Genomic DNA, 17,928 nt, shown 5'->3' with positions numbered 1-17,928 from the left:
CCGGCCTCGCCCGCGCGGGCCGCGTTCGAGGCCCTCGCGGACCGGGTGCGGGAACTGGTGCCGGCCCCGGTCTGAGGGCGCGGTCCGAGGGCACGATCCGGGGCGCGGTCGGGCCGCGTGGGGCACCTCCTGGGTAACAATCCGCCCGTCCGGCGCGGCTCGGCGGCGGAAGACCGCCATCCAACGCTAGGTTGTGCCCGTGGCCGCCGTGACGAAGGACAACTACGCCGACGACCTGCGTCTGGCGCACGTGATCGCCGACCAGGTCGACTCCATCACCATGTCCCGCTTCCGGGCGCTGGACCTGAAGGTGGAGACCAAGCCGGACCTGACGCCGGTCTCCGACGCCGACCGTGCGGCGGAGGACTTCATCCGCGGCCAGCTCGCCCGCGCGCGGACCCGTGACGCGATCGTCGGCGAGGAGTACGGCTCCGCCGGCAGCGGCGCCCGGCGCTGGATCGTCGACCCGATCGACGGCACCAAGAACTTCGTGCGCGGCGTGCCCGTCTGGGCCACGCTCATCGCGCTGGCCGACGGTGACGAGGTGGTCGTGGGCCTGGTCAGCGCCCCCGCCCTGGGCCGCCGCTGGTGGGCGGCGAAGGGCTCGGGCGCGTGGACCGGCAAGTCGCTGGCCTCCGCGTCGCGGATGTCGGTGTCCGGCATCTCCCGCGTCGCCGATGCGTCGTTCAGCTACGCGTCGCTCGGCGGCTGGGAGGAGCGCGGCAAGCTCGACGGGTTCCTCGACCTCACCAGGGCGTGCGCGCGCACCCGCGGCTACGGCGACTTCTGGTCGTACATGCTCGTGGCCGACGGCGCCGTCGACATCGCCGCGGAGCCCGAGCTCGAGGTGTACGACATGGCCGCGCTCGTGCCGATCGTGACCGAGGCGGGCGGCACGTTCACCTCGCTCGACGGCGCGCCCGGCCCGTGGGGCGGGAACGCGGTCGCCACCAACGGCAGGCTGCACGAGGAAGCGCTCGACTTCCTGGGCTGACGTCGGCCCGGCCCAGGTCAGGGGTCCAGGCGGGCGAACGGCTCAGGTGCTCTGCCTTCCGCGCGTCGTCCACGTGGCACGCGTCGTCAGGCGCGAGGAACGTCCTTGATCTCGCTCCAGTCGTACCAGAGCAGGTCGCGGTCGGTGACGCGCTGCAGCGCCTCGTCCAGTGCGGTGTCCGACTCCTCGCCGACCTCCGCCGTCGTCTCGGCGTCGCTCTCCTCGTCGGCGGCGGTGAGCACGTCCGCGATGTCCGCGGCGGCCTCGGCCTCGTCCACGTGCACGCAGACGATCGCAACCTGCTCGACGGTGCCGGTCACCTGCACCTCGGAGGCCACCGGCTCGTCGTCGTCCTCGTCGCCCGGGGCGACGGGGCCCACGGCCGCGTCCGGGACCTCCACCGTGATGATCACGCGCTGGTGCGGCGCGTCGGGGCGGCCCGCGATGAGCGCCAAGGAGTCGTCGGCCGCGTTGAGGGCCGCGACGTACTCGAGGCCTTCGGCGTCCTCGTCGGGCAGGGCGGCCTCCAGCTCCTTCGTCACGGCGTGCGCGCGGCGCGGGGCCAGTGTCCAGCGGGCGGCGTCGGAGGAGTGGGAGACGGCGTCGAGCTCGTCGAGCGTGGCGGGCACGTAGATGCGCATGTGCTCAGTCTGCCGTGTGTCGACCCCTCGTGAGTGGAGTGGCGGTGTCACCCAGTCCCCGTACTCTCGTGTCCGGCGTCGGGGCGGGACGCCACGGGTAGTGGTAGCAGGCCGAGGGCAGGAGACGAGATGGGTGCCAAGACCGCGATGCTGGTGTACGCGGACGGGGACGTGGCCGCGGGGCTGACGGGAGCCGCCGACTTCGCCGACGAGGCGAGCGCGGCGGAGCTGCTCGGCCTGCTGTGGCCACCGGCCCGCATCCGCCCGGACGGCGAGGAGCCCTGGGACCTCGGCGACGCCGTGTTCCCGCCCGAGGGCCGTGCGTGCGCGCTGTCGACGCCCGAGGTGGACGTGCTGTGCGACCAGGCCCTCATGCTCGACCGCCCCTCCCAGCTCCCGGCCCACCTGGTGGACGCGAGCATGGGCCGCACGCTCTACCTGCACGCGATGCACAGCGCGGTGGACTGGTTCGCCTTCGCGGTGTGGCGCGACGGCGCGCTCGTGCGGTCGCTGAGCCTCTCGCCGGACGACGGCGTGCTGGAGGACACGGGGGAGCGCCTCCCGTTCGAGGAGCCGTTCTGGGCGGGGCGGCACCCGGCGTCGCTCGAGGGCTACCCGCTGCCCTTCCACCCGCTCGACCTGGGCGACCACGCGCTGCGCGAGTTCTTCGGGTTCAGCGGCGAGGGGGCTGACGACGGCGGCCCGTCCGCCGGCCGGCTCGACCCGTGGGCCGTCGAGCTGTTCGGCTTCCAGGTGGTGTAACCGCGCCCAGCGCTCGACAGATCACCGAATCGCTCGTACATTTGTTCGAGAGCGAGGAGGTTGTCATGCCCGAACCCACTACTCCCGGTCCCCCCGGAGTGGTCCCCATGCTGTCCTACCAGGACGGCGTCTCCGCCATGGACTGGCTCATCGAGGTGTTCGGCTTCACCGAGGCCGAACGCTGGCTGGACGACGACGGACATCTCTCCCACGGCGAGCTCGATGCCGGCGGTGGGCGCGTGATGCTCTCCGAGCTCGCGTCCTACGAGGGGCCGACCGCGCACCGCAAGCACTGCCGGGCGGCGGACGCCTGGCTGTCGACGCCCTGGGTGATCGACGGCGTGCTGGTCCACGTGGCCGACGTCGAGGCGCACTTCGCCAGGGCGCAGGCCGCTGGAGCAGGGGTGCTCTCGAAGATCGAGGAGGCGCCCTACGGCCGCTCCTACCGCGCGGAGGACCTGGAGGGCCATCGCTGGATGTTCCTGCAGCCGTGAGCCGGTCCGCCGCGGAGTGCGCCTACCCGGTTCCGCGGGCCAGCCTGTCCACGCGGCGCAGTGCGGCGGGGAACCGGGCGTCGCCGGCCATCTCGCGGACCAGGTCTGCCGCGGCATCCAGCGCCATGCCCGAAGCCGTCACGTACAGGGGTTGGGCGGACTGCCCGCGCAGCACCTCGGCGGCGTGGGAGGCCGTCCGGAACCGCGTCTTGGCGACGCCGAGCACCACCGGGGCGAGCCCGGAGTCGGCCACATGGGCGCCCAGGCCCGGGCTGCCGGCGGGGTCGAGGTCCACGTACCCGTCCACGATCAGCAGGTCCAGCGGTGCCACGCCACCCAGCACCTCCCGCAGCGGCGGCAGCTCACGCTCGTAGAACCGGCCGGGCCGGTACTCCGCCACACGCTCCACGCGCACGGTGCGCTCCTCGACGAGCGCCGCGAAGCCCGGGTCCTCGGCGACGACCAGCGCGGCGCGCGCCCCACCGTCGTCCAGGTACTGCACGTCCACCGCACCGTAACGCGGGGTGGCACCGGCCATGCTCAGGCGTCCGAGCCCGTGCGGGACGACAGCAGGCGCCGGAACGAGGCGAGCCGGGCCGCGCGGGCCGGGCGCTCGTCCTCGGGGGAGGCCTCGATCCAGTCGTCGAGCGCGCAGTCGGGGGCGTCCGCGAGATGCGTGCAGCCGCGCGGGCAGTCCTGCGCCACCTCGTCCAGGTCCTCGAACGCGTGCAGCAGGTGCGCCACCTCGACGTGCGCCAGGCCGAAGGAGCGCACGCCCGGGGTGTCGATCACCCAGCCGTCGAAGCCCGCGCCCTCAGCCGCGGGTGCGCCGTCGACCTCGGACCCGGCGTCCGGCGCCTCCGTCTCCCCGAGATCCCCCACGGGCAGCCGCAGAGCCACCGCCGACGTCGAGGTGTGCCGGCCGCGCCCCGTCACGTCGTTGACCACGCCGGTGGCACGCTTGGCGTCGGGCACCAGCGCGTTGATCAGAGTGGACTTGCCGACCCCGGAGTGCCCCACCAGGACCGACACCAGGCCGCGGAGCCGGCCGCGCACCTCCTCGACGGAGTCGGGCGCGAGCGTGATCCCGGTGCCGTCGTCCGCGGGTGTCCGCCGCGTCACCACGACCTCGACGCCGAGCGGCTCGTAGAGGGCGCGCAGCTCGTCGGGGGAGGCGAGGTCGGCCTTCGTGAGGCACAGCAGCACCGACATCCCGGCGTCGTACGCGGCGACGACGCAGCGGTCGATCATGCCGGTGCGCGGCTCGGGCTGGGCGAGCGCCGTGACGATGACGAGCTGGTCCGCGTTGGCGACGACGATCCGCTCGTACGGGTCGGTGTCGTCCGCGGTGCGGCGCAGCGTCGAGGTGCGCTCCTGGATCCGCACGATCCGGGCGAGCGAGCCGTCCTCGCCGGAGGTGTCGCCGACGACGTCCACGCGGTCGCCGACGACGACGCGCGTGCGCGTGAGCTCGCGCGCCTTCATCGCGGTCACGACGGTCTCGTCCGTGAGATCGGCGGCCGCGCCACCGACCAGGAGCGTGTACCGCCCCCGGTCGACGCCGGTGACCAGGCCGGTCACGGCGTCCGTATGCTCGGGTCGTTGCTTGGTCCGGGGCCGGGAGCCGCGCTTGGACGGGCGGGAGCGGAAGTCCGACTCGTCGAGGTCGCGGCGGCCCATCAGGCGGCCGTGCCCAGCATGCCCAGCCACATGCCCGTGAAGTCGGGCAGGGTCTTGGCCGTGGTGGCGACGTCCTCGATCAGCACCCCGGGGACCCGCAGGCCGAGCAGCGCGGCCGACGTCGCCATGCGGTGGTCGCCGTAGGTGCGCACGACGTCGCCGTGGAGCGGGCGCGGGGTGATGACGAGGCCGTCCCGGGTCTCCTCCGCCTGCCCACCGAGGCGGGTGATCTCGCGCGCGAGCGCGGCCAGGCGGTCGGTCTCGTGGCCGCGCAGGTGCGCGATCCCGCGCAGCCGGGAGGGCGAGTCCGCCAGCGCGGCCAGGGCCGCGAACGTGGGCGCGAGCTCGCCGCCCGCGTGCAGGTCGACGTCGATCCCGTGGATCTCGCCCGTGCCGGTGACGCTGAGCACGCCGTCGGCCAGGGTGAACGTGCCGCCCATGCGCTCCAGCAGCTCGGGCACCATGGCGCCGGGCTGCGTGGTCAGGGTGGGCCAGCCGGGCACGCGGACCGTGCCGCCCGCGACCAGGGCGGACGCGAGGAACGGCGCCGCGTTGGACAGGTCGGGCTCGACGCGCACGTCGCGGCCCGTGATGGGGCCGGGGCGCACGGCCCAGATGCCGTCCCGCGAGTCGTCGACCACGACGCCGACGTCGCGCAGCGTGGCGACTGTCATCTCGATGTGGGGCAGGCTCGGCAGGGTGGCGCCGATGTGCCGCAGGGTGAGGCCGCGCTCGAAACGCGCGGCGGCCAGCAGCAGCCCGGACACGAACTGCGACGACTCCGAGGCGTCGACGTCGACCGAGCCCCCCGGGACGCCACCGCGGCCCTCGACCGTGAAGGGGAGGTAGCTCGGCAGCTCGGCGGAGTCGCTCGAGCCCTCCGGGTCGTGCACCGTGATGCCGAGCGTCCGCAGCGCCACGAGCACCGGCAGCATCGGCCGCAGCCGGGCCGCGGCGTCGCCGTCGAACCGGACCGGGCCGTCGGCGAGGGCCGCGACGGGCGGCAGGAACCGCATGACCGTGCCGGCCAGGCCGGTGTCGATCTCGGTACCGCCGGTCACCGGGCCGGGCGTCACGTGCAGGGTGCTGGGGTGGTCGCCCTCCTCGATGCCCGCCCCGAGCGCGCGCAGGGCGTCGATCATCAGGTCGGCGTCGCGGCTGCGCAGCGCGCCGCGCAGGGTGCCGGGGGCGTCCGCGAGGGCGGCGAGCACCAGCAACCGGTTCGTGAGGGACTTGCTGCCGGGTACCTCGACCGTCGCGTCGAGCGGTGCGCCGGCGAGCGGCGCCTCCCAGGTCGGTGCGGGCGCGGTGGTCGAAGAAGTCATGTGGCGAGATTATCGCGGAGCGGCCGTGCGCGGCGGCCCGTATCAGCCACGGTCACCGCACTCGCGCTCGCCCCGGCGGACGAGCAGACGGGCTCAGTCCTCGGCCGCGGCAGCCTTCGCGTCCGCGCGCGCCGCTCGTGCCTGCTGGACGCGCCACGACAGCCCCGGCCTGCCCTCGAGGTCCGCGCCCGCGATGAGGGCGGCACCGACGGAGGCGAGGTTGTGCAGGAACCGGTCCGTGCGGGCCGGGCGCTCCTCCTTGGGCGCGGTGAACGGCTGGTTCACCAGGGCGAGCGGCAGGGTCAGCAGCGCGAGCGCGAGGGCGGACGCGCGTGGCGCCTTGCCCAGCGCGAGCAGCGTGCCCGCCGTCGCGGTCGCGACACCGTGCGCGCGCACGAGCGTCGTGACCTGCTTCTCGCTGAGCGGCTCTGCCCCCAGCGCCTTGGTCGCCAGCGCGGATCCCGACCGGGCGGCGGCCACGTGCTCGCTCGGCTTCCGGGCGGCCCGCACGCCGTCGTAGATGAACGAGGAGGCCAGCAGCGGTCGCGCGATGTGTCGAAGCAGCATGCCTCCACCTTGGCAGATGCCGGCTCCGGATGCAGCAGGATCGCGGCAGCGCGGCCACCGGGAGCGCGAGCGCGCACCGGGAATTCGGTGCCCCTGCCGCTGGTTGAACCCCACGTGGAGCAATGCCTCGAGAAGGATGCGGTGAACAACACGGTGATGGGCATGGTGACGAGCACGACAACGGGCCCTGCGACCAGCGGCGCGTCCGACGCGACGGCGGTACCGATGACCGCAGGTCAGAGCGGTCCCGTGATGTTCGGCGCGGTCCCGGCGCACCTGCTGGACCCCGGCGCCGACGCGGCGAAGGCTCCGGCGGGCGCACGGTCCGGGGGCACTCAGGGCGCGTTCGGCGCGGTCCCGGCGAACACGGGCTGGCCGACGCGGCTAGGCTCAAGGGCGATGACTGAGACTTCCCGTGAGCAGAACCAGGGCGCAGGCGGCGATGCCGGCCGCGCCGATGCCGAGGTGCGCCCCGGTGAGATCGCGGCCGTCGAGGCCGACACGGAGCCCGCCGGCGAGACCGAGGGCACCGAGCGGTCCCCGCAGGAGGAGGACACGACGGCCCGCGCCGCGCGCTTCGAGCGGGACGCGCTGCAGTACCTGGACCAGCTCTACTCCGCGGCGCTGCGCATGACGCGCAACCCCGCCGACGCCGAGGACCTGGTGCAGGAGACGTTCGCCAAGGCGTTCGCGGCATTCCACCAGTACCGGCCGGGCACCAACCTGAAGGCCTGGCTGTACCGGATCCTCACGAACACGTTCATCAACAGCTACCGCAAGAAGCAGCGCGAGCCGCAGCAGTCCCAGGCGGAGGATGTCGAGGACTGGCAGATCGCGCGCGCGGCGTCGCACACGTCGCGCGGCCTGCGCTCGGCCGAGGCCGAGGCGCTGGACCGGCTGCCGGACAGCGATGTGAAGCGGGCGCTCGCCGAGCTCCCGGAGGACCGTCGGATGGTGGTCTACTACGCCGACGTCGAAGGCTTCCCCTACAAGGAGATCGCGGAGATCATGGGGACTCCGATCGGGACGGTCATGTCCCGGCTCCACCGCGGACGCCGGCAGCTGCGTGAGCTCCTCGCCGACTACGCCGCTCAGCGAGGTCTCGTCAGCCAGGCGCCCGGAGGTGCGCAGTGAACAACATCGAGCCCGTCCCGCACGACACGGCGGGGGAGTCCGAGTGCGAGCACGCACTGACGCACCTGTACGAGTACCTGGACTCCGAGATGACGCCGGACGACGAGCAGCGCATGCGCGCGCACGTCGCCCATTGCTCGCCGTGCCTGGCCGAGCTGAGCGTCGAGGATCTCGTGAAGCAGCTCGTGAAGCGGTCGTGCAGCGAGCGCGCGCCGGACACGCTGCGAGTGCGGATCCACGAGCAACTGACGGTGATGACGGTCGTCGAGACCGCCTGACGCCGGGCATGACGAAGGGCCGGGACCCCGTGGGGTTCCGGCCCTTTCGCATGCTCAGGCTGTTCGCCTCAACAACGGCTCAGGCGTTGGGACGCTTGCCGTGGTTGGCGGCCGAGCCCTTGCGGCTACGGCGCTTGCGACCGCGCTTGCTCATGGGTGTCTCCTGACAGGTGACGGACTGAATGATCAATGGTCCCACAGATCGGGAGGTTGTCAGGCCGCAAGGGGTTGCCCCGTCGAGTAACGCGATATATCGTGTCTCGGGTCAACGCGATATATCGCGTCCTGCGAGACCGAGCACCGGAGGCACCCATGAGCACGGACAGCTGGACCGTCACCGGTCCGCAGACCATCGAGCTGCGTGGTGTGAGCACCGTGGACGCCCACGTCATCGACGGCCGGCTCGACGTCGTCGCGCACGACGAGCCCGTCGTCCGCGTCGAGGTGCACTCCGTGGAGGGGCGCTCCCTGGAGGTTCGCCTGGAGGGCGGCCGCCTGGTCATCGAGCACGAGAGCGGCCTGTCGGGCTGGGGCTCGTTCATGAGGCGATTCGTCGACTTCGGCGGCAAGGCGCGTGCTGACATCCACGTCGCGGTGCCCGCGGAGACCGCCGTCCGGCTGGGCACGGTGCGCGGCGAGTGCCTCCTGGCCGGCACGACGGCGGCCGCGTCCGTCTCCACCGTCTCGGGGTCGCTGCTGATCTCGCGCACGGCCGGCGACCTCAAGCTGAACACGGTCTCCGGCGAGGTGACGGTGCGCGACCACGTGGGCGACATCACGAGCAATACCGTGTCCGCCGACGTCGTGATGAGCGGGTCCGCCGACTCGGTCACGTCCACCTCGGTCTCCGGCGACGTGACGATCGACCTGGCCACCCAGCCGCGGTCGGTCAAGGTCAACTCGGTGTCCGGCAACATGCTGCTGCGCGTCCCGGACGACGGCGCCGTGGCGGTGTCGGCGCAGAGCGTCAGCGGGCGGGTCACGGTGGCCGGTGCGCAGTTCAGCGGCGGGGGCGGCGCCACGTTCTCCTCCGGGCAGCCCGAGGCGCGGCCCGGCCGTCCGTGGACCACCCGTCTGCGAGCTACCAGCGTCTCCGGCGAGGTCACCGTCGTGGGCGGACCGCAGGACGCGCCCGTCGACGTCCAGGACGCCCCCGTCGACGCCCCCGCGGACCACTCGCCCGTGGAGCTGTGATGCCACCTGTCTTCGCCCATGGCGAGCTGCGCCTGTACCTCCTGGTGCTGCTCCTGGACGGGCCACGGCACGGGTACGAGCTCATCACCGAGCTCACCCAGCGCTTCGGCGGCACCTACCGCCCCAGCGCCGGGACCATCTACCCCCGCCTGTCCAGGCTGGAGGAGGAGGGGCTGGTACGCCGGTCCGCACCGGGACCGACCGGTGCCGGCCGCAAGGGCACGTACGAGCTCACCCCCGCCGGCCGGGCCGAGATCGACTCCCGCCTCGACGACGTCAAACGTCTGGAGCAGAACGTCGCCGAGACCGTCCGCACCCTCGCGGACGGCGTCCGGGCCGACATCCGTGACACGATGCGCGGCCTGCGGGCCGAGCTCGCGGCCGCGGCGCAGGAGGTCCGCTCCCGGCCGCGACCGGGTCCCGGCACGGCGCCGGACCCGCGGCGCACCCAGTCCAACTCGCTGCGACACGACGCCGAGGCGGCGCTGCAGCGGTTCCGCAACGACGTGCTGGCCGACCTGCGAGAGGCTGACGTCGCCGGTACGGTGTCGGCGCTGACGGTCGAGACGCTGCGGACCGTCCTCGACTCGGCGCGGTCCGCGATCCGTGGGACCCTGCCCAGCAGCACGAGCACCGCCTCGCACCGCACGAGCTCGCAGTGACCAGAGCAGTCCCCAAGAACCTCCCGATGACCCCTCCCCATGAACGGAGCACAGCGATGACCACCGAGTCCTGGAGCGTGGCCGCACCGCAGACCATCGAGGTCGGCGGCGCCACGACTCTGACCGTCCGACTGACGAACGGTCGCGCCGAGATCGTGGCCGACCCGAACCGCACGTCCGGCGCCGTCGTGGAGGTCCTCGAGGTCTCGACACGGCCGCTGCAGATCCTCGCGGAGCACGGCAACCTGCGGGTCGCCTACGACTTCCCGGGCCTGGAGGGCTTCGTCGACCGGTTCCGTGGCCTCAAGGACCAGGACGCCGCCGTCGTGCGGATCACGGTGCCGGCCACGTCCGTGGTCGACGTCGCGACCGTGGGCGCCGAGGTCGTGGTGACCGGCGCGCAGGCCGGCGTGAACGTCAAGACGGCGGGCGGCGCCATCACCGTGACCGGGACGAGCGGATCGGTCACCACCAAGTCCGGCACGGGCGCCGTGAGCATCGCCGAGCACAACGGCGACGCGTCGGCCACCACCGTGTCCGGCGCCGTGTCGCTCGTGGGCGCACTGGGCCGCGTCTCGGTGCAGACCGTGTCCGGCGCCGTCGACGTCACCGCCGTCGGCACCACGCCGCTCGTCAACGCCAAGACGGTCTCCGGTGCGGCGGCGGTCCAGCTCGACGCCGGCGCGCCGGTCAACCTCCGCGCGCGCAGCGTCACGGGCAAGGTCGTGATCGACGGCGCGCAGGCGACGTCGAGCGCGCAGCGCACCGTCGTCGTCGACCACGCGGAGCCGGGCGCCGCGGCCTACATCTCGACCAACACGGTCTCGGGAACGGCCACGATCACCCGCGGCTGACACCTGTCGCCGTAGTACAGGGAGCCCGGGTCACCTTGGTGACCCGGGCTTCCGTATGCTCCTTCGGCTCAGGCTCTGCTCGTTGTCGCGTGAGCCTGCGGTGCAGCGCTCCTCCGGCTCAGGCGACCTCGTCCTGGGGCAGCCCCAGCCAGCTGTGCCAGCCCGTGTGGAGCACGAGCCACGCCATGAGCCCGTACCCGGCCTGGCCTGGGTAGGTGCCTCCGCCCTGGGCCAGGTCCGCGAGCCACTGCTCGTGCTGCGCCAGCGGCGTGTACGTGTCGACGTACGGCACCCGGCGCCGGCTGGCGACGTCGGCGAACGCGTCGGAGAGCTCCGCGATCCGGTCGCCCTCGGCGGGCGCGCCGGGCGGCGGCCCGACGACGAACGCGGCCGTGCGGTTCGCGTCCGCGACGTCGAGGATGTTCGCCAGGTTCAGGCGCGAGCGCGCGACGGTGAGTCCCGCGGCGACGTCGTGCCGCCCCAGGGCGACCACCAGGCGGTTCTCGACCTCGGAGTCCGGGCCGAACCGCGCGGCGGTCTCGGCCTCCCAGCGGGCGCCCAGCTGCGTGCTGTTCTCGCCGGGGACAGCGAGGGTGAACAGCATGGCGGGACGGGCAAAGTGGGTGCGCGCGACGACGCGTCCGGTCCAGCCGAGCGCACGGGCGTCTCCGACACCCGTGGCCAGCTCGTCACCGACGACGCAGATACGCACCTCGCGATCCTGCAACGGACTCTCCTTGCCTGTTCCCGGCAGCCTGGCGGACGGCCGGTTCCCCATTGTGGTGCACGGAACGCGGCCGATCGGTGACAACGCGCCGACGGCCGCATGCCGCGTCGCGACAACGCGGGACGGTCAGAGCAGGGTCATCCCCCAGCGGACGCCGTGGTGCTGGCCCGGTGCCAGGTGCACGAGCCGCTCACCGGTACGGAAGGCGTCGGCGACGCAGCTCATGGGCTCGGCGGCGAGCCCCATGCGGCGGCGGCCGGGCTCGATGTGGTCGCCCGTGCAGACCTGCCACACGTCCTGCGACTCGTCCATCCAGACCGCGGCCGTCCTCCCGTCCGGTCCGGTCAGGTGGGCCCAGGACAGACCGTCGGCGTCCCGGATGACGTCCACGTACGCGTCGTCGAGGTCCACGCCCGCCGCGCTGCGTGCCTCGCGCAGGTCGAACATGCCCGACGCCGGCTCGGTGCCGGTCGGCAGGAGCCGCTCGTCGGTCGTGACGCGGGTCGCGGCGTCGAGCCGCAGGGTGCACTCGTCGAGGTCGGCGCCGCCCGTCGACAGCCACGGGTGGAACCCGCAGCCGTAGGGTGCGGTGTCCGCACCCACGTTGGTGACGTCGAGAGTGATCTCCAGGCCGGCGTCGGACACGGCGTAACGCATCTGCGCGACGAGCTGGAACGGGTAGCCGGGCCGGGCAACGAGCTCGAGCTCGAGCGTGACGGCGGAGCCCGTGTGCTCCACCACGGACCAGCGGTCGAACGCCGCCAGGCCGTGCAGCGCGGTGTTGCGGGCCGGCTCGGTCACGGGGAGCTGGTGGGTCACGCCGCCGTACTCGTAGGCGCCGTCACGGAGCCGGTTGGGCCAGGGGATCAGGACCGCGCAGTTGAACACGGGGTTGATCTCGTCCGCGCCGAACGGAACCACGACATCGCGGCCGTCCACCGAGTACTCTCGCAGCGCCGCACCCACCTGGGTGACGGTGGCGCGGTGACCCGCGTGGCTGATGCGGAACTGGTCCCCGGAAGGATGGGGCCTTGCGGCAGCAACCGGAGGAATTTCTGTCGTCACACTCACACCGTAACCGTAGGGCAAATTACGCCTGCGACACGTAGCGTGAGACAGCAGACTAGAAGAGCAGGCTAGACGGTCGGGTGGCAGAAGGCCAGAAGCAACCCACCGATGAACTGGGCCCGACGCCGGGCCGCGCGGGCAGCTCAGCCCGCCCCAGCAGCAGGAGGAACGATGGAACAGCAGGTACTCGGACGGACCGGTCGCCTCGTATCGGCCGTGGGCCTGGGCACCTGGCAGCTCGGCGCCGACTGGGGCGACGTCAGCGAGAGCGATGCCCGTGCCGTTCTGGAGGCCTCGCTCGAGGCCGGGGTGACCTTCTTCGACACAGCGGACGTCTATGGCGACGGCCGCAGCGAGCAGGTGATCGGTAGCTTCCTCAAGGAGCACGTCGACGCCGGGATCACCGTCGCCACCAAGATGGGCCGGCGCATGGACCAGGTGCCGGAGAACTACGTGCTCCAGAACTTCCGCGAGTGGACCGACCGGTCCCGGCAGAACCTCGGTGTCGACCGGCTGGACCTGGTGCAGCTGCACTGCCCGCCCACCGCCGTCTACTCCACGGACGCCGTCTACGACGCGCTCGACGAGCTCGTGTCGGACGGCGTCATCGCCGCCTACGGCGTCAGCGTCGAGAAGGTCTCGGAGGCCATGGAGGCCATCGCGCGGCCCAACGTCGCCTCCGTGCAGATCATCCTGAACGCGTTCCGGCTCAAGCCGCTGGACGAGGTGCTGCCCGCGGCGTCGGCCGCCGGGGTTGGCATCATCGCGCGCGTTCCGCTCGCGTCGGGCCTGCTGTCGGGCAAGTACACCAAGGACACGGTGTTCGCCGAGAACGACCACCGCACGTTCAACCGGGACGGCGCCGCGTTCGACGTCGGCGAGACGTTCTCCGGCGTGCCCTACGAGGTGGGCCTCGAGGCCGCGGCCAGGTTCACCGAGCTGGCCCGCGACGTCGTGGGGGAGACCCTCACCCCGGCCCAGGCCGCGATCGCCTGGACCTGGCAGCGGCCGGGCGTCTCGTCCGTCATCCCGGGCGCGCGCAACGTCGAGCAGGCCCGCGCCAACGCGGCCGCCGGCGACGCCGCCACGCTGGGCCCGCTGTTCATGTCGGGCGTGCGCGAGATCTACGACGAGCTGATCAAGGAGCACGTCCACGACAAGTGGTGACGTTCCGGACCGGGTCGGCTCAGGGCTGGTCCGGGCGGAAGACGCAGAACTCGTTGCCCTCCGGGTCGGCCAGCACGTCCCAGAAGACGTGCGGGTCCGGTGAGTCCTCGCGGCTGGTGAGCAACGTCGCCCCGGCCGCGAGGAGCCGCTCCGTCTCGCCCCACACGTCCCAGTGGATGCGGTTCTTCACGGTCTTCGGCTCCGGGACGGGGATGAAGAGCATCTGTGCGGGCAGGCCCGCGCCGGACTCCAGCCTGTACCACGGCCGTTGGGCGAACCGCTTCGGCTCCAGCCCGAGCCGTTCGCCCCACCAGCCGCTCACCGCCGCCGGGTCCGCGGCGTCCACGACCAGCGCGTGGAGGCGGTAGCGGCCCACCGTCGCGGCCCGCTGCGGGAACGCGCAGAGCTCACCGCCCTCGGGATCGCGCAGCACGCTCCAGTGGTCCTGTTCGATGTCCGGGTACTCCGCGGCCACCGAGGCGCCCAGCCGCGTCAGCTCGTCGACGGTGGCGTGCAGGTCGAGGTGCACGCGCTGCTTCACGGTGCGGGGTTCGGGTACCTCGTTGATCCAGACCCGGTGCTCGGCGACGTCGTCCACCAGCAGGAAGTCGGCGGCGGAGTCGCCGGCCGGCTCCGACCGGAGACCCAGGGCGGCCGACCAGAAGGAGGCGAGCACGGATCCGCTCGTGGCGTCGATGACCAGGTCCTTGAAGATGGCGTCCGGCATCACGCCAGCGTAAGGCTGCCGGGCGCCGTCGACCCGGAAACGACGAAGGAGGGCGCCCCGTACGGGACGCCCTCCTGGTCGGCGCTGTGTCAGCCGCGCGTGAAGGCCTGCTCCAGCAGCGTCTTCTGCTGCGCCTGGTGCAGCTTGGCCGTACCGGCGGCCGTGGAGGCCGACGCCGGGCGGGAGACCACCTTGACGTACGGGACGTCCATCGGCAGCGCCAGGTGGATGAAGCCCCACGCGCCCTGGTTCTGCGGCTCGTCCTGCACCCAGACCACCTCGGCGTCGCCGTACTTGGCGATCTCCGCGCGGATCTGCGCCTCCGGGAACGGGTAGAGCTGTTCCAGGCGAACGATCGCCACACCCTCGTCGCCGCGCTTGGTGCGCTCGGCGAGCAGGTCGTAGTACACACGACCGGTGCACAGGAGCACGCGGTCGACCTTGGCGGTGTCCGCCGTCGCGTCCGGGATGACCTCCTGGAACGTGCCCGCGGTGAAGTCCTCCACCGCGGACGCCGCCGCCTTGAGCCGGAGCAGCTGCTTGGGCGTGAACACCACCAGCGGACGACGCGGCCGGGCGTAGGCCTGGCGGCGCAGCAGGTGGAAGTACGACGCCGGCGTGGACGGCTGCGCGATGGTGATGTTGTCCTCGGCACCGAGCTGCAGGAACCGCTCGATGCGGGCCGACGAGTGGTCGGGCCCCTGGCCCTCGTAGCCGTGCGGCAGCAGCATGACCACCGACGACGACTGACCCCACTTCTGCTCGGCGGACGAGATGAACTCGTCGATCACCGTCTGGGCGCCGTTGACGAAGTCGCCGAACTGCGCCTCCCAGAGCACGAGGGCGTCCGGACGCTCCACCGAGTAGCCGTACTCGAAGCCGAGTGCCGCGTACTCCGACAGCGAGGAGTCGTAGACCCAGAACTTGGCCTGGTCGCCCGACAGGTACAGCAGCGGGGTCCACTCGGCGCCGGTCTCCCGGTCGTGCAGCACCGCGTGCCGCTGTACGAACGTGCCCCGGCGCGAGTCCTGGCCGGCGAGGCGCACCGGGGTGCCCTCCGCGAGCAGCGAGCCGAAGGCCGCGAGCTCGCCGAAGCCCCAGTCGATGCCGCCTTCCTTGGCCATGAGCTGACGCTTCTCCAGGAGCTGCGCGAGCTTCGGGTGCACGGTGAAGCCCTCGGGCGGCGACATGTGCACGTCGCCGACCCGCTGCAGGGCGTCGTGCGAGATCGCCGTCTGCCAGCCGACCATCGTGCCGGCGTCCTCACGCTGCGACTCGGGGCGCTCCAGGCCGGCGAGGTGCTCCGTCTCCGGGGCGGGCGTGAAACCGGACTTGGTCTCGGTGAAGACCCGCTCGAGCTGGGACTGGTAGTCCTGCAGCGCGTGCTCGGCCTCCTCCACCGTGATGTCACCGCGCGCGACCAGGTTCTCGGTGTACAGCTTGCGCACCGAGCGCTTGGTCTCGATGAGGTTGTACATGAGCGGCTGCGTCATCGACGGGTCGTCGCCCTCGTTGTGTCCGCGGCGGCGGTAGCAGATGAGGTCGATGATGACGTCCTTGCCGAACTGCTCGCGGAAGGCGAAGGCGAGCTCCGCCGTCCGGACCACGGCCTCCGGGTCGTCGCCGTTCACGTGCAGGACGGGGACCTGGTAGCCCTTGGCGACGTCGGTCGCGTAGGTGGTCGAGCGGGACGCCGTCGGGCCGGTGGTGAAGCCCACCTGGTTGTTGACGACCACGTGGATGGTGCCGCCGGTGCGGTACCCGCGCAGCTGCGACAGGTTCAGCACCTCGGGCACGACGCCCTGGCCGGCGAACGCGGCGTCGCCGTGCACCAGGATCGGCAGCACGGAGAAGCCGTCGCCGCCCAGGTCGATGCGGTCCTGCTTGGCGCGGACGATGCCCTCGAGCACCGGGTCCACGGCCTCAAGGTGCGACGGGTTGGCCGCGAGGTAGACGCGCGTGGTGGCGCCGGACTCCGAGGTGAACGTGCCCTCGGTGCCGAGGTGGTACTTGACGTCACCCGAGCCCTGCACGCTCTTGGGGTCGAGCTGGCCCTCGAACTCCTTGAAGATCTGGCCGTAGCTCTTGCCCGCGATGTTCGCCAGCACGTTGAGGCGGCCGCGGTGGGCCATGCCGATGCCGACCTCGTCGAGGCCGCCCTCGGCGGCGCGCGACAGGATCGCGTCGAGCAGCGGGATCAGGGACTCGCCGCCCTCCAGCGAGAAGCGCTTCTGCCCCACGAACTTGGTCTGCAGGAACGTCTCGAACGCCTCGGCGGAGTTGAGACGGCGCAGGATGCGCAGCTGGTCCTCGCGCGGCGTCTTGGCGTAGCCAGCCTCCAGGCGCTCCTGGAGCCACTTGCGCTGAGCCGGGTCGGAGATGTGCATGTACTCGATGCCGATGGTGCGGCAGTACGAGTCACGCAGCAGGCCGAGGATGTCGCGCAGCGTCGCCTTCGGCTTGGGGCCGAAGCCCGCCGTCGGGAAGGTGCGGTCCAGGTCCCACAGGGTCAGGCCGTGGGTCTGGATGTCCAGGTCGGGGTGCTTGCGCTGGCGGTAGGCCAGCGGGTCGGTGTCCGCCATCAGGTGACCGCGCGAGCGGTACGCCTGCACGACCTCGGCGATCTTGGCCGGCTTGGCGGCCTCGACGTCGGCGTCGACCGTGTTGTCACGGACCCAGCGCACGGGCTCGTACGGGACGCGCAGCGCCGCGAACACGCGGTCGTAGAAGCCGTCCAGGCCGAGCAGCTTGTTCGAGATGATCTTCAGGAACTCGCCGGACTGCGCGCCCTGGATGATCCGGTGGTCGTAGGTCGAGGTGACCGTCATGACCTTCGAGATGCCCATCCGGGCGAGCTGCTCCTCGGACGCGCCGGCGAACTCCGCCGGGTAGTCCATGGCGCCGACGCCGATGATGGTGCCCTGGCCCTGCATCAGGCGCGGCACCGAGTGCACCGTGCCGATGCCGCCCGGGTTGGTCAGCGAGATGGTGGTGCCCTGGAAGTCCGGCACGCCCAGCTTGTTGTTGCGGGCCTTGCGGACCAGCTCCTCGTAGGCCGCCCAGAACTCGGCGAAGTCGAGCTCCTCGGCCTTCTTGATGCTCGGCACCAGGAGCTGGCGGGAGCCGTCCGGCTTGGCCAGGTCGATCGCGAGGCCGAAGCCCACGTGCGCCGGCTGGTTCACGCCCGGCTTGCCGTCGACCGGCTCGTAGTGCGCGTTCATGACGGGCATGTCCGCCAGGGCCTCGACCAGCGCGAAGCCGATCAGGTGCGTGAACGAGATCTTGCCGCCCCGGCCGCGCTTGAGGTGGTTGTTGATGACGATGCGGTTGTCGACCATCAGCTTGGCGGGCACGGCGCGCACCGAGGTGGCGGTGGGGACCTCGAGCGAGGCCTCCATGTTCGTGACCACGCGCGCGGCGGGGCCGCGCAGCTTCTGGATGTCGTCGACGGCGTCCGGGTGCGCCACGGGGCGCTCGAACGTGTCCGCGTAGTGGGTGGTGGGCGGCGTGGCGATCGGGTTGGCCGGGTTGACCTTGGGGTCGGCCGGCAGCGACTTCTCCCGCACGGGCTGTCCGGCCTCCGCGGCGGCGGTGCCACCGGTGACCGGGCCCGCGCTCTGCTGGGCAGGCGCCTTCGGTGCGGCCGTCGCGGGC

At 72.3% G+C, this 17,928-nt stretch carries 19 protein-coding genes; 9 read left to right on the top strand and 10 right to left on the bottom strand.

Annotation, left to right across the window (positions count from 1 at the left end; all coding sequences use genetic code 11):
- The first annotated feature begins 193 nt into the window (after nucleotides 1-193).
- The gene (hisN, locus tag PROKR_RS28065) at nucleotides 194-994 is read left to right on the top strand and encodes a histidinol-phosphatase (protein ID WP_036970448.1); all 801 of its coding nucleotides are present in this window, start codon (nucleotides 194-196) and stop codon (nucleotides 992-994) included.
- An 86-nt stretch (nucleotides 995-1,080) separates the two neighbouring features.
- On the opposite strand, the gene PROKR_RS28060 is transcribed toward hisN, so the two are convergent.
- Entirely contained in the window at nucleotides 1,081-1,635 is a 555-nt protein-coding gene (locus PROKR_RS28060; protein WP_036970445.1) for a DUF6912 family protein, read from the bottom strand.
- A gap of 129 nt (nucleotides 1,636-1,764) precedes the next feature.
- Here PROKR_RS28060 and PROKR_RS28055 point away from each other — a divergent pair, with 129 nt between their 5' ends.
- Both PROKR_RS28055 and PROKR_RS28050 read left to right on the top strand, forming a co-directional pair.
- Nucleotides 1,765-2,397 (top strand): DUF6928 family protein, encoded by a 633-nt coding sequence (locus tag PROKR_RS28055; protein ID WP_036970442.1) that lies wholly within the window; start codon nucleotides 1,765-1,767, stop codon nucleotides 2,395-2,397.
- A gap of 65 nt (nucleotides 2,398-2,462) precedes the next feature.
- On the top strand, nucleotides 2,463-2,891 hold the full coding sequence (locus tag PROKR_RS28050) for a VOC family protein (protein ID WP_036970439.1): 429 nt from the start codon (nucleotides 2,463-2,465) through the stop codon (nucleotides 2,889-2,891).
- Nucleotides 2,892-2,913: 22 nt separating this feature from the next.
- On the opposite strand, the gene PROKR_RS28045 is transcribed toward PROKR_RS28050, so the two are convergent.
- From PROKR_RS28045 to PROKR_RS28030, 4 genes are all read right to left on the bottom strand, one after another.
- Complete coding sequence (locus tag PROKR_RS28045) at nucleotides 2,914-3,429, bottom strand: endonuclease V (RefSeq protein ID WP_036970436.1); 516 nt, start codon at nucleotides 3,427-3,429, stop codon at nucleotides 2,914-2,916.
- A 2-nt stretch (nucleotides 3,430-3,431) separates the two neighbouring features.
- Complete coding sequence (gene rsgA / locus PROKR_RS28040) at nucleotides 3,432-4,571, bottom strand: ribosome small subunit-dependent GTPase A (RefSeq protein ID WP_036970433.1); 1,140 nt, start codon at nucleotides 4,569-4,571, stop codon at nucleotides 3,432-3,434.
- Nucleotides 4,571-5,896: a 3-phosphoshikimate 1-carboxyvinyltransferase gene (gene aroA, locus PROKR_RS28035; protein WP_036970430.1), complete on the bottom strand. Its 1,326-nt coding sequence runs from the start codon at nucleotides 5,894-5,896 to the stop codon at nucleotides 4,571-4,573. The genes rsgA and aroA overlap by 1 nt, the downstream gene beginning before the upstream one ends.
- Nucleotides 5,897-5,989: 93 nt before the next feature.
- Nucleotides 5,990-6,463: a DoxX family membrane protein gene (locus PROKR_RS28030; RefSeq protein ID WP_036970428.1), complete on the bottom strand. Its 474-nt coding sequence runs from the start codon at nucleotides 6,461-6,463 to the stop codon at nucleotides 5,990-5,992.
- A 225-nt stretch (nucleotides 6,464-6,688) separates the two neighbouring features.
- On the opposite strand from PROKR_RS28030, the gene PROKR_RS28025 reads away from it, so the two are divergent.
- Together PROKR_RS28025 and rsrA are read left to right on the top strand one after the other, a co-directional pair.
- Nucleotides 6,689-7,597 (top strand): sigma-70 family RNA polymerase sigma factor, encoded by a 909-nt coding sequence (locus PROKR_RS28025; protein WP_425414954.1) that lies wholly within the window; start codon nucleotides 6,689-6,691, stop codon nucleotides 7,595-7,597.
- Nucleotides 7,594-7,875 carry a mycothiol system anti-sigma-R factor gene (rsrA, locus tag PROKR_RS28020; RefSeq protein ID WP_020016497.1) on the top strand — a complete coding sequence of 94 codons (282 nt, stop codon included), beginning with the start codon at nucleotides 7,594-7,596 and terminating at the stop codon, nucleotides 7,873-7,875. The genes PROKR_RS28025 and rsrA overlap by 4 nt, the downstream gene beginning before the upstream one ends.
- 79 nt (nucleotides 7,876-7,954) lie before the next feature.
- Here the strand turns inward: rsrA and PROKR_RS38290 are convergent, their stop codons facing one another.
- Complete coding sequence (locus PROKR_RS38290; protein ID WP_156968370.1) at nucleotides 7,955-8,029, bottom strand: 50S ribosomal protein bL37; 75 nt, start codon at nucleotides 8,027-8,029, stop codon at nucleotides 7,955-7,957.
- Between the two features lie 158 nt (nucleotides 8,030-8,187).
- Here PROKR_RS38290 and PROKR_RS28015 point away from each other — a divergent pair, with 158 nt between their 5' ends.
- From PROKR_RS28015 to PROKR_RS31140, 3 genes are read left to right on the top strand one after another with little or no spacing between them, the layout of a single operon-like run.
- Nucleotides 8,188-9,069 carry a DUF4097 family beta strand repeat-containing protein gene (locus PROKR_RS28015; protein ID WP_051433449.1) on the top strand — a complete coding sequence of 294 codons (882 nt, stop codon included), beginning with the start codon at nucleotides 8,188-8,190 and terminating at the stop codon, nucleotides 9,067-9,069.
- The gene (locus PROKR_RS28010; RefSeq protein WP_036970423.1) at nucleotides 9,069-9,731 is read left to right on the top strand and encodes a PadR family transcriptional regulator; all 663 of its coding nucleotides are present in this window, start codon (nucleotides 9,069-9,071) and stop codon (nucleotides 9,729-9,731) included. The genes PROKR_RS28015 and PROKR_RS28010 overlap by 1 nt, the downstream gene beginning before the upstream one ends.
- 56 nt (nucleotides 9,732-9,787) lie before the next feature.
- A complete protein-coding gene (locus PROKR_RS31140) occupies nucleotides 9,788-10,585 on the top strand; it encodes a DUF4097 family beta strand repeat-containing protein (RefSeq protein ID WP_051433448.1) in 798 nt (265 codons plus the stop codon).
- Nucleotides 10,586-10,703: 118 nt separating this feature from the next.
- Here the strand turns inward: PROKR_RS31140 and PROKR_RS28000 are convergent, their stop codons facing one another.
- Both PROKR_RS28000 and PROKR_RS27995 read right to left on the bottom strand, forming a co-directional pair.
- Nucleotides 10,704-11,297, bottom strand: a complete 594-nt coding sequence (locus tag PROKR_RS28000; protein WP_084800748.1) for a GDSL-type esterase/lipase family protein — start codon at nucleotides 11,295-11,297, stop codon at nucleotides 10,704-10,706.
- A 141-nt stretch (nucleotides 11,298-11,438) separates the two neighbouring features.
- Nucleotides 11,439-12,377: an aldose 1-epimerase family protein gene (locus PROKR_RS27995; protein WP_051433447.1), complete on the bottom strand. Its 939-nt coding sequence runs from the start codon at nucleotides 12,375-12,377 to the stop codon at nucleotides 11,439-11,441.
- A gap of 174 nt (nucleotides 12,378-12,551) precedes the next feature.
- On the opposite strand from PROKR_RS27995, the gene PROKR_RS27990 reads away from it, so the two are divergent.
- Nucleotides 12,552-13,547 (top strand): aldo/keto reductase, encoded by a 996-nt coding sequence (locus PROKR_RS27990; RefSeq protein WP_036970417.1) that lies wholly within the window; start codon nucleotides 12,552-12,554, stop codon nucleotides 13,545-13,547.
- Between the two features lie 19 nt (nucleotides 13,548-13,566).
- Here PROKR_RS27990 and PROKR_RS27985 read toward each other — a convergent pair whose 3' ends face one another.
- Together PROKR_RS27985 and PROKR_RS27980 are read right to left on the bottom strand one after the other, a co-directional pair.
- Nucleotides 13,567-14,274 carry a VOC family protein gene (locus PROKR_RS27985; RefSeq protein WP_036970413.1) on the bottom strand — a complete coding sequence of 236 codons (708 nt, stop codon included), beginning with the start codon at nucleotides 14,272-14,274 and terminating at the stop codon, nucleotides 13,567-13,569.
- 89 nt (nucleotides 14,275-14,363) lie between these two features.
- Nucleotides 14,364-17,928: multifunctional oxoglutarate decarboxylase/oxoglutarate dehydrogenase thiamine pyrophosphate-binding subunit/dihydrolipoyllysine-residue succinyltransferase subunit (locus PROKR_RS27980; RefSeq protein ID WP_036970410.1), on the bottom strand; the 3,565-nt coding region annotated here is incomplete at its 5' end.

It is taken from the genome of Promicromonospora kroppenstedtii DSM 19349 (genome assembly GCF_000515355.1).
Taxonomy (GTDB): domain Bacteria; phylum Actinomycetota; class Actinomycetes; order Actinomycetales; family Cellulomonadaceae; genus Promicromonospora; species Promicromonospora kroppenstedtii.
This window is presented reverse-complemented; position numbering and strand designations above follow the sequence as displayed.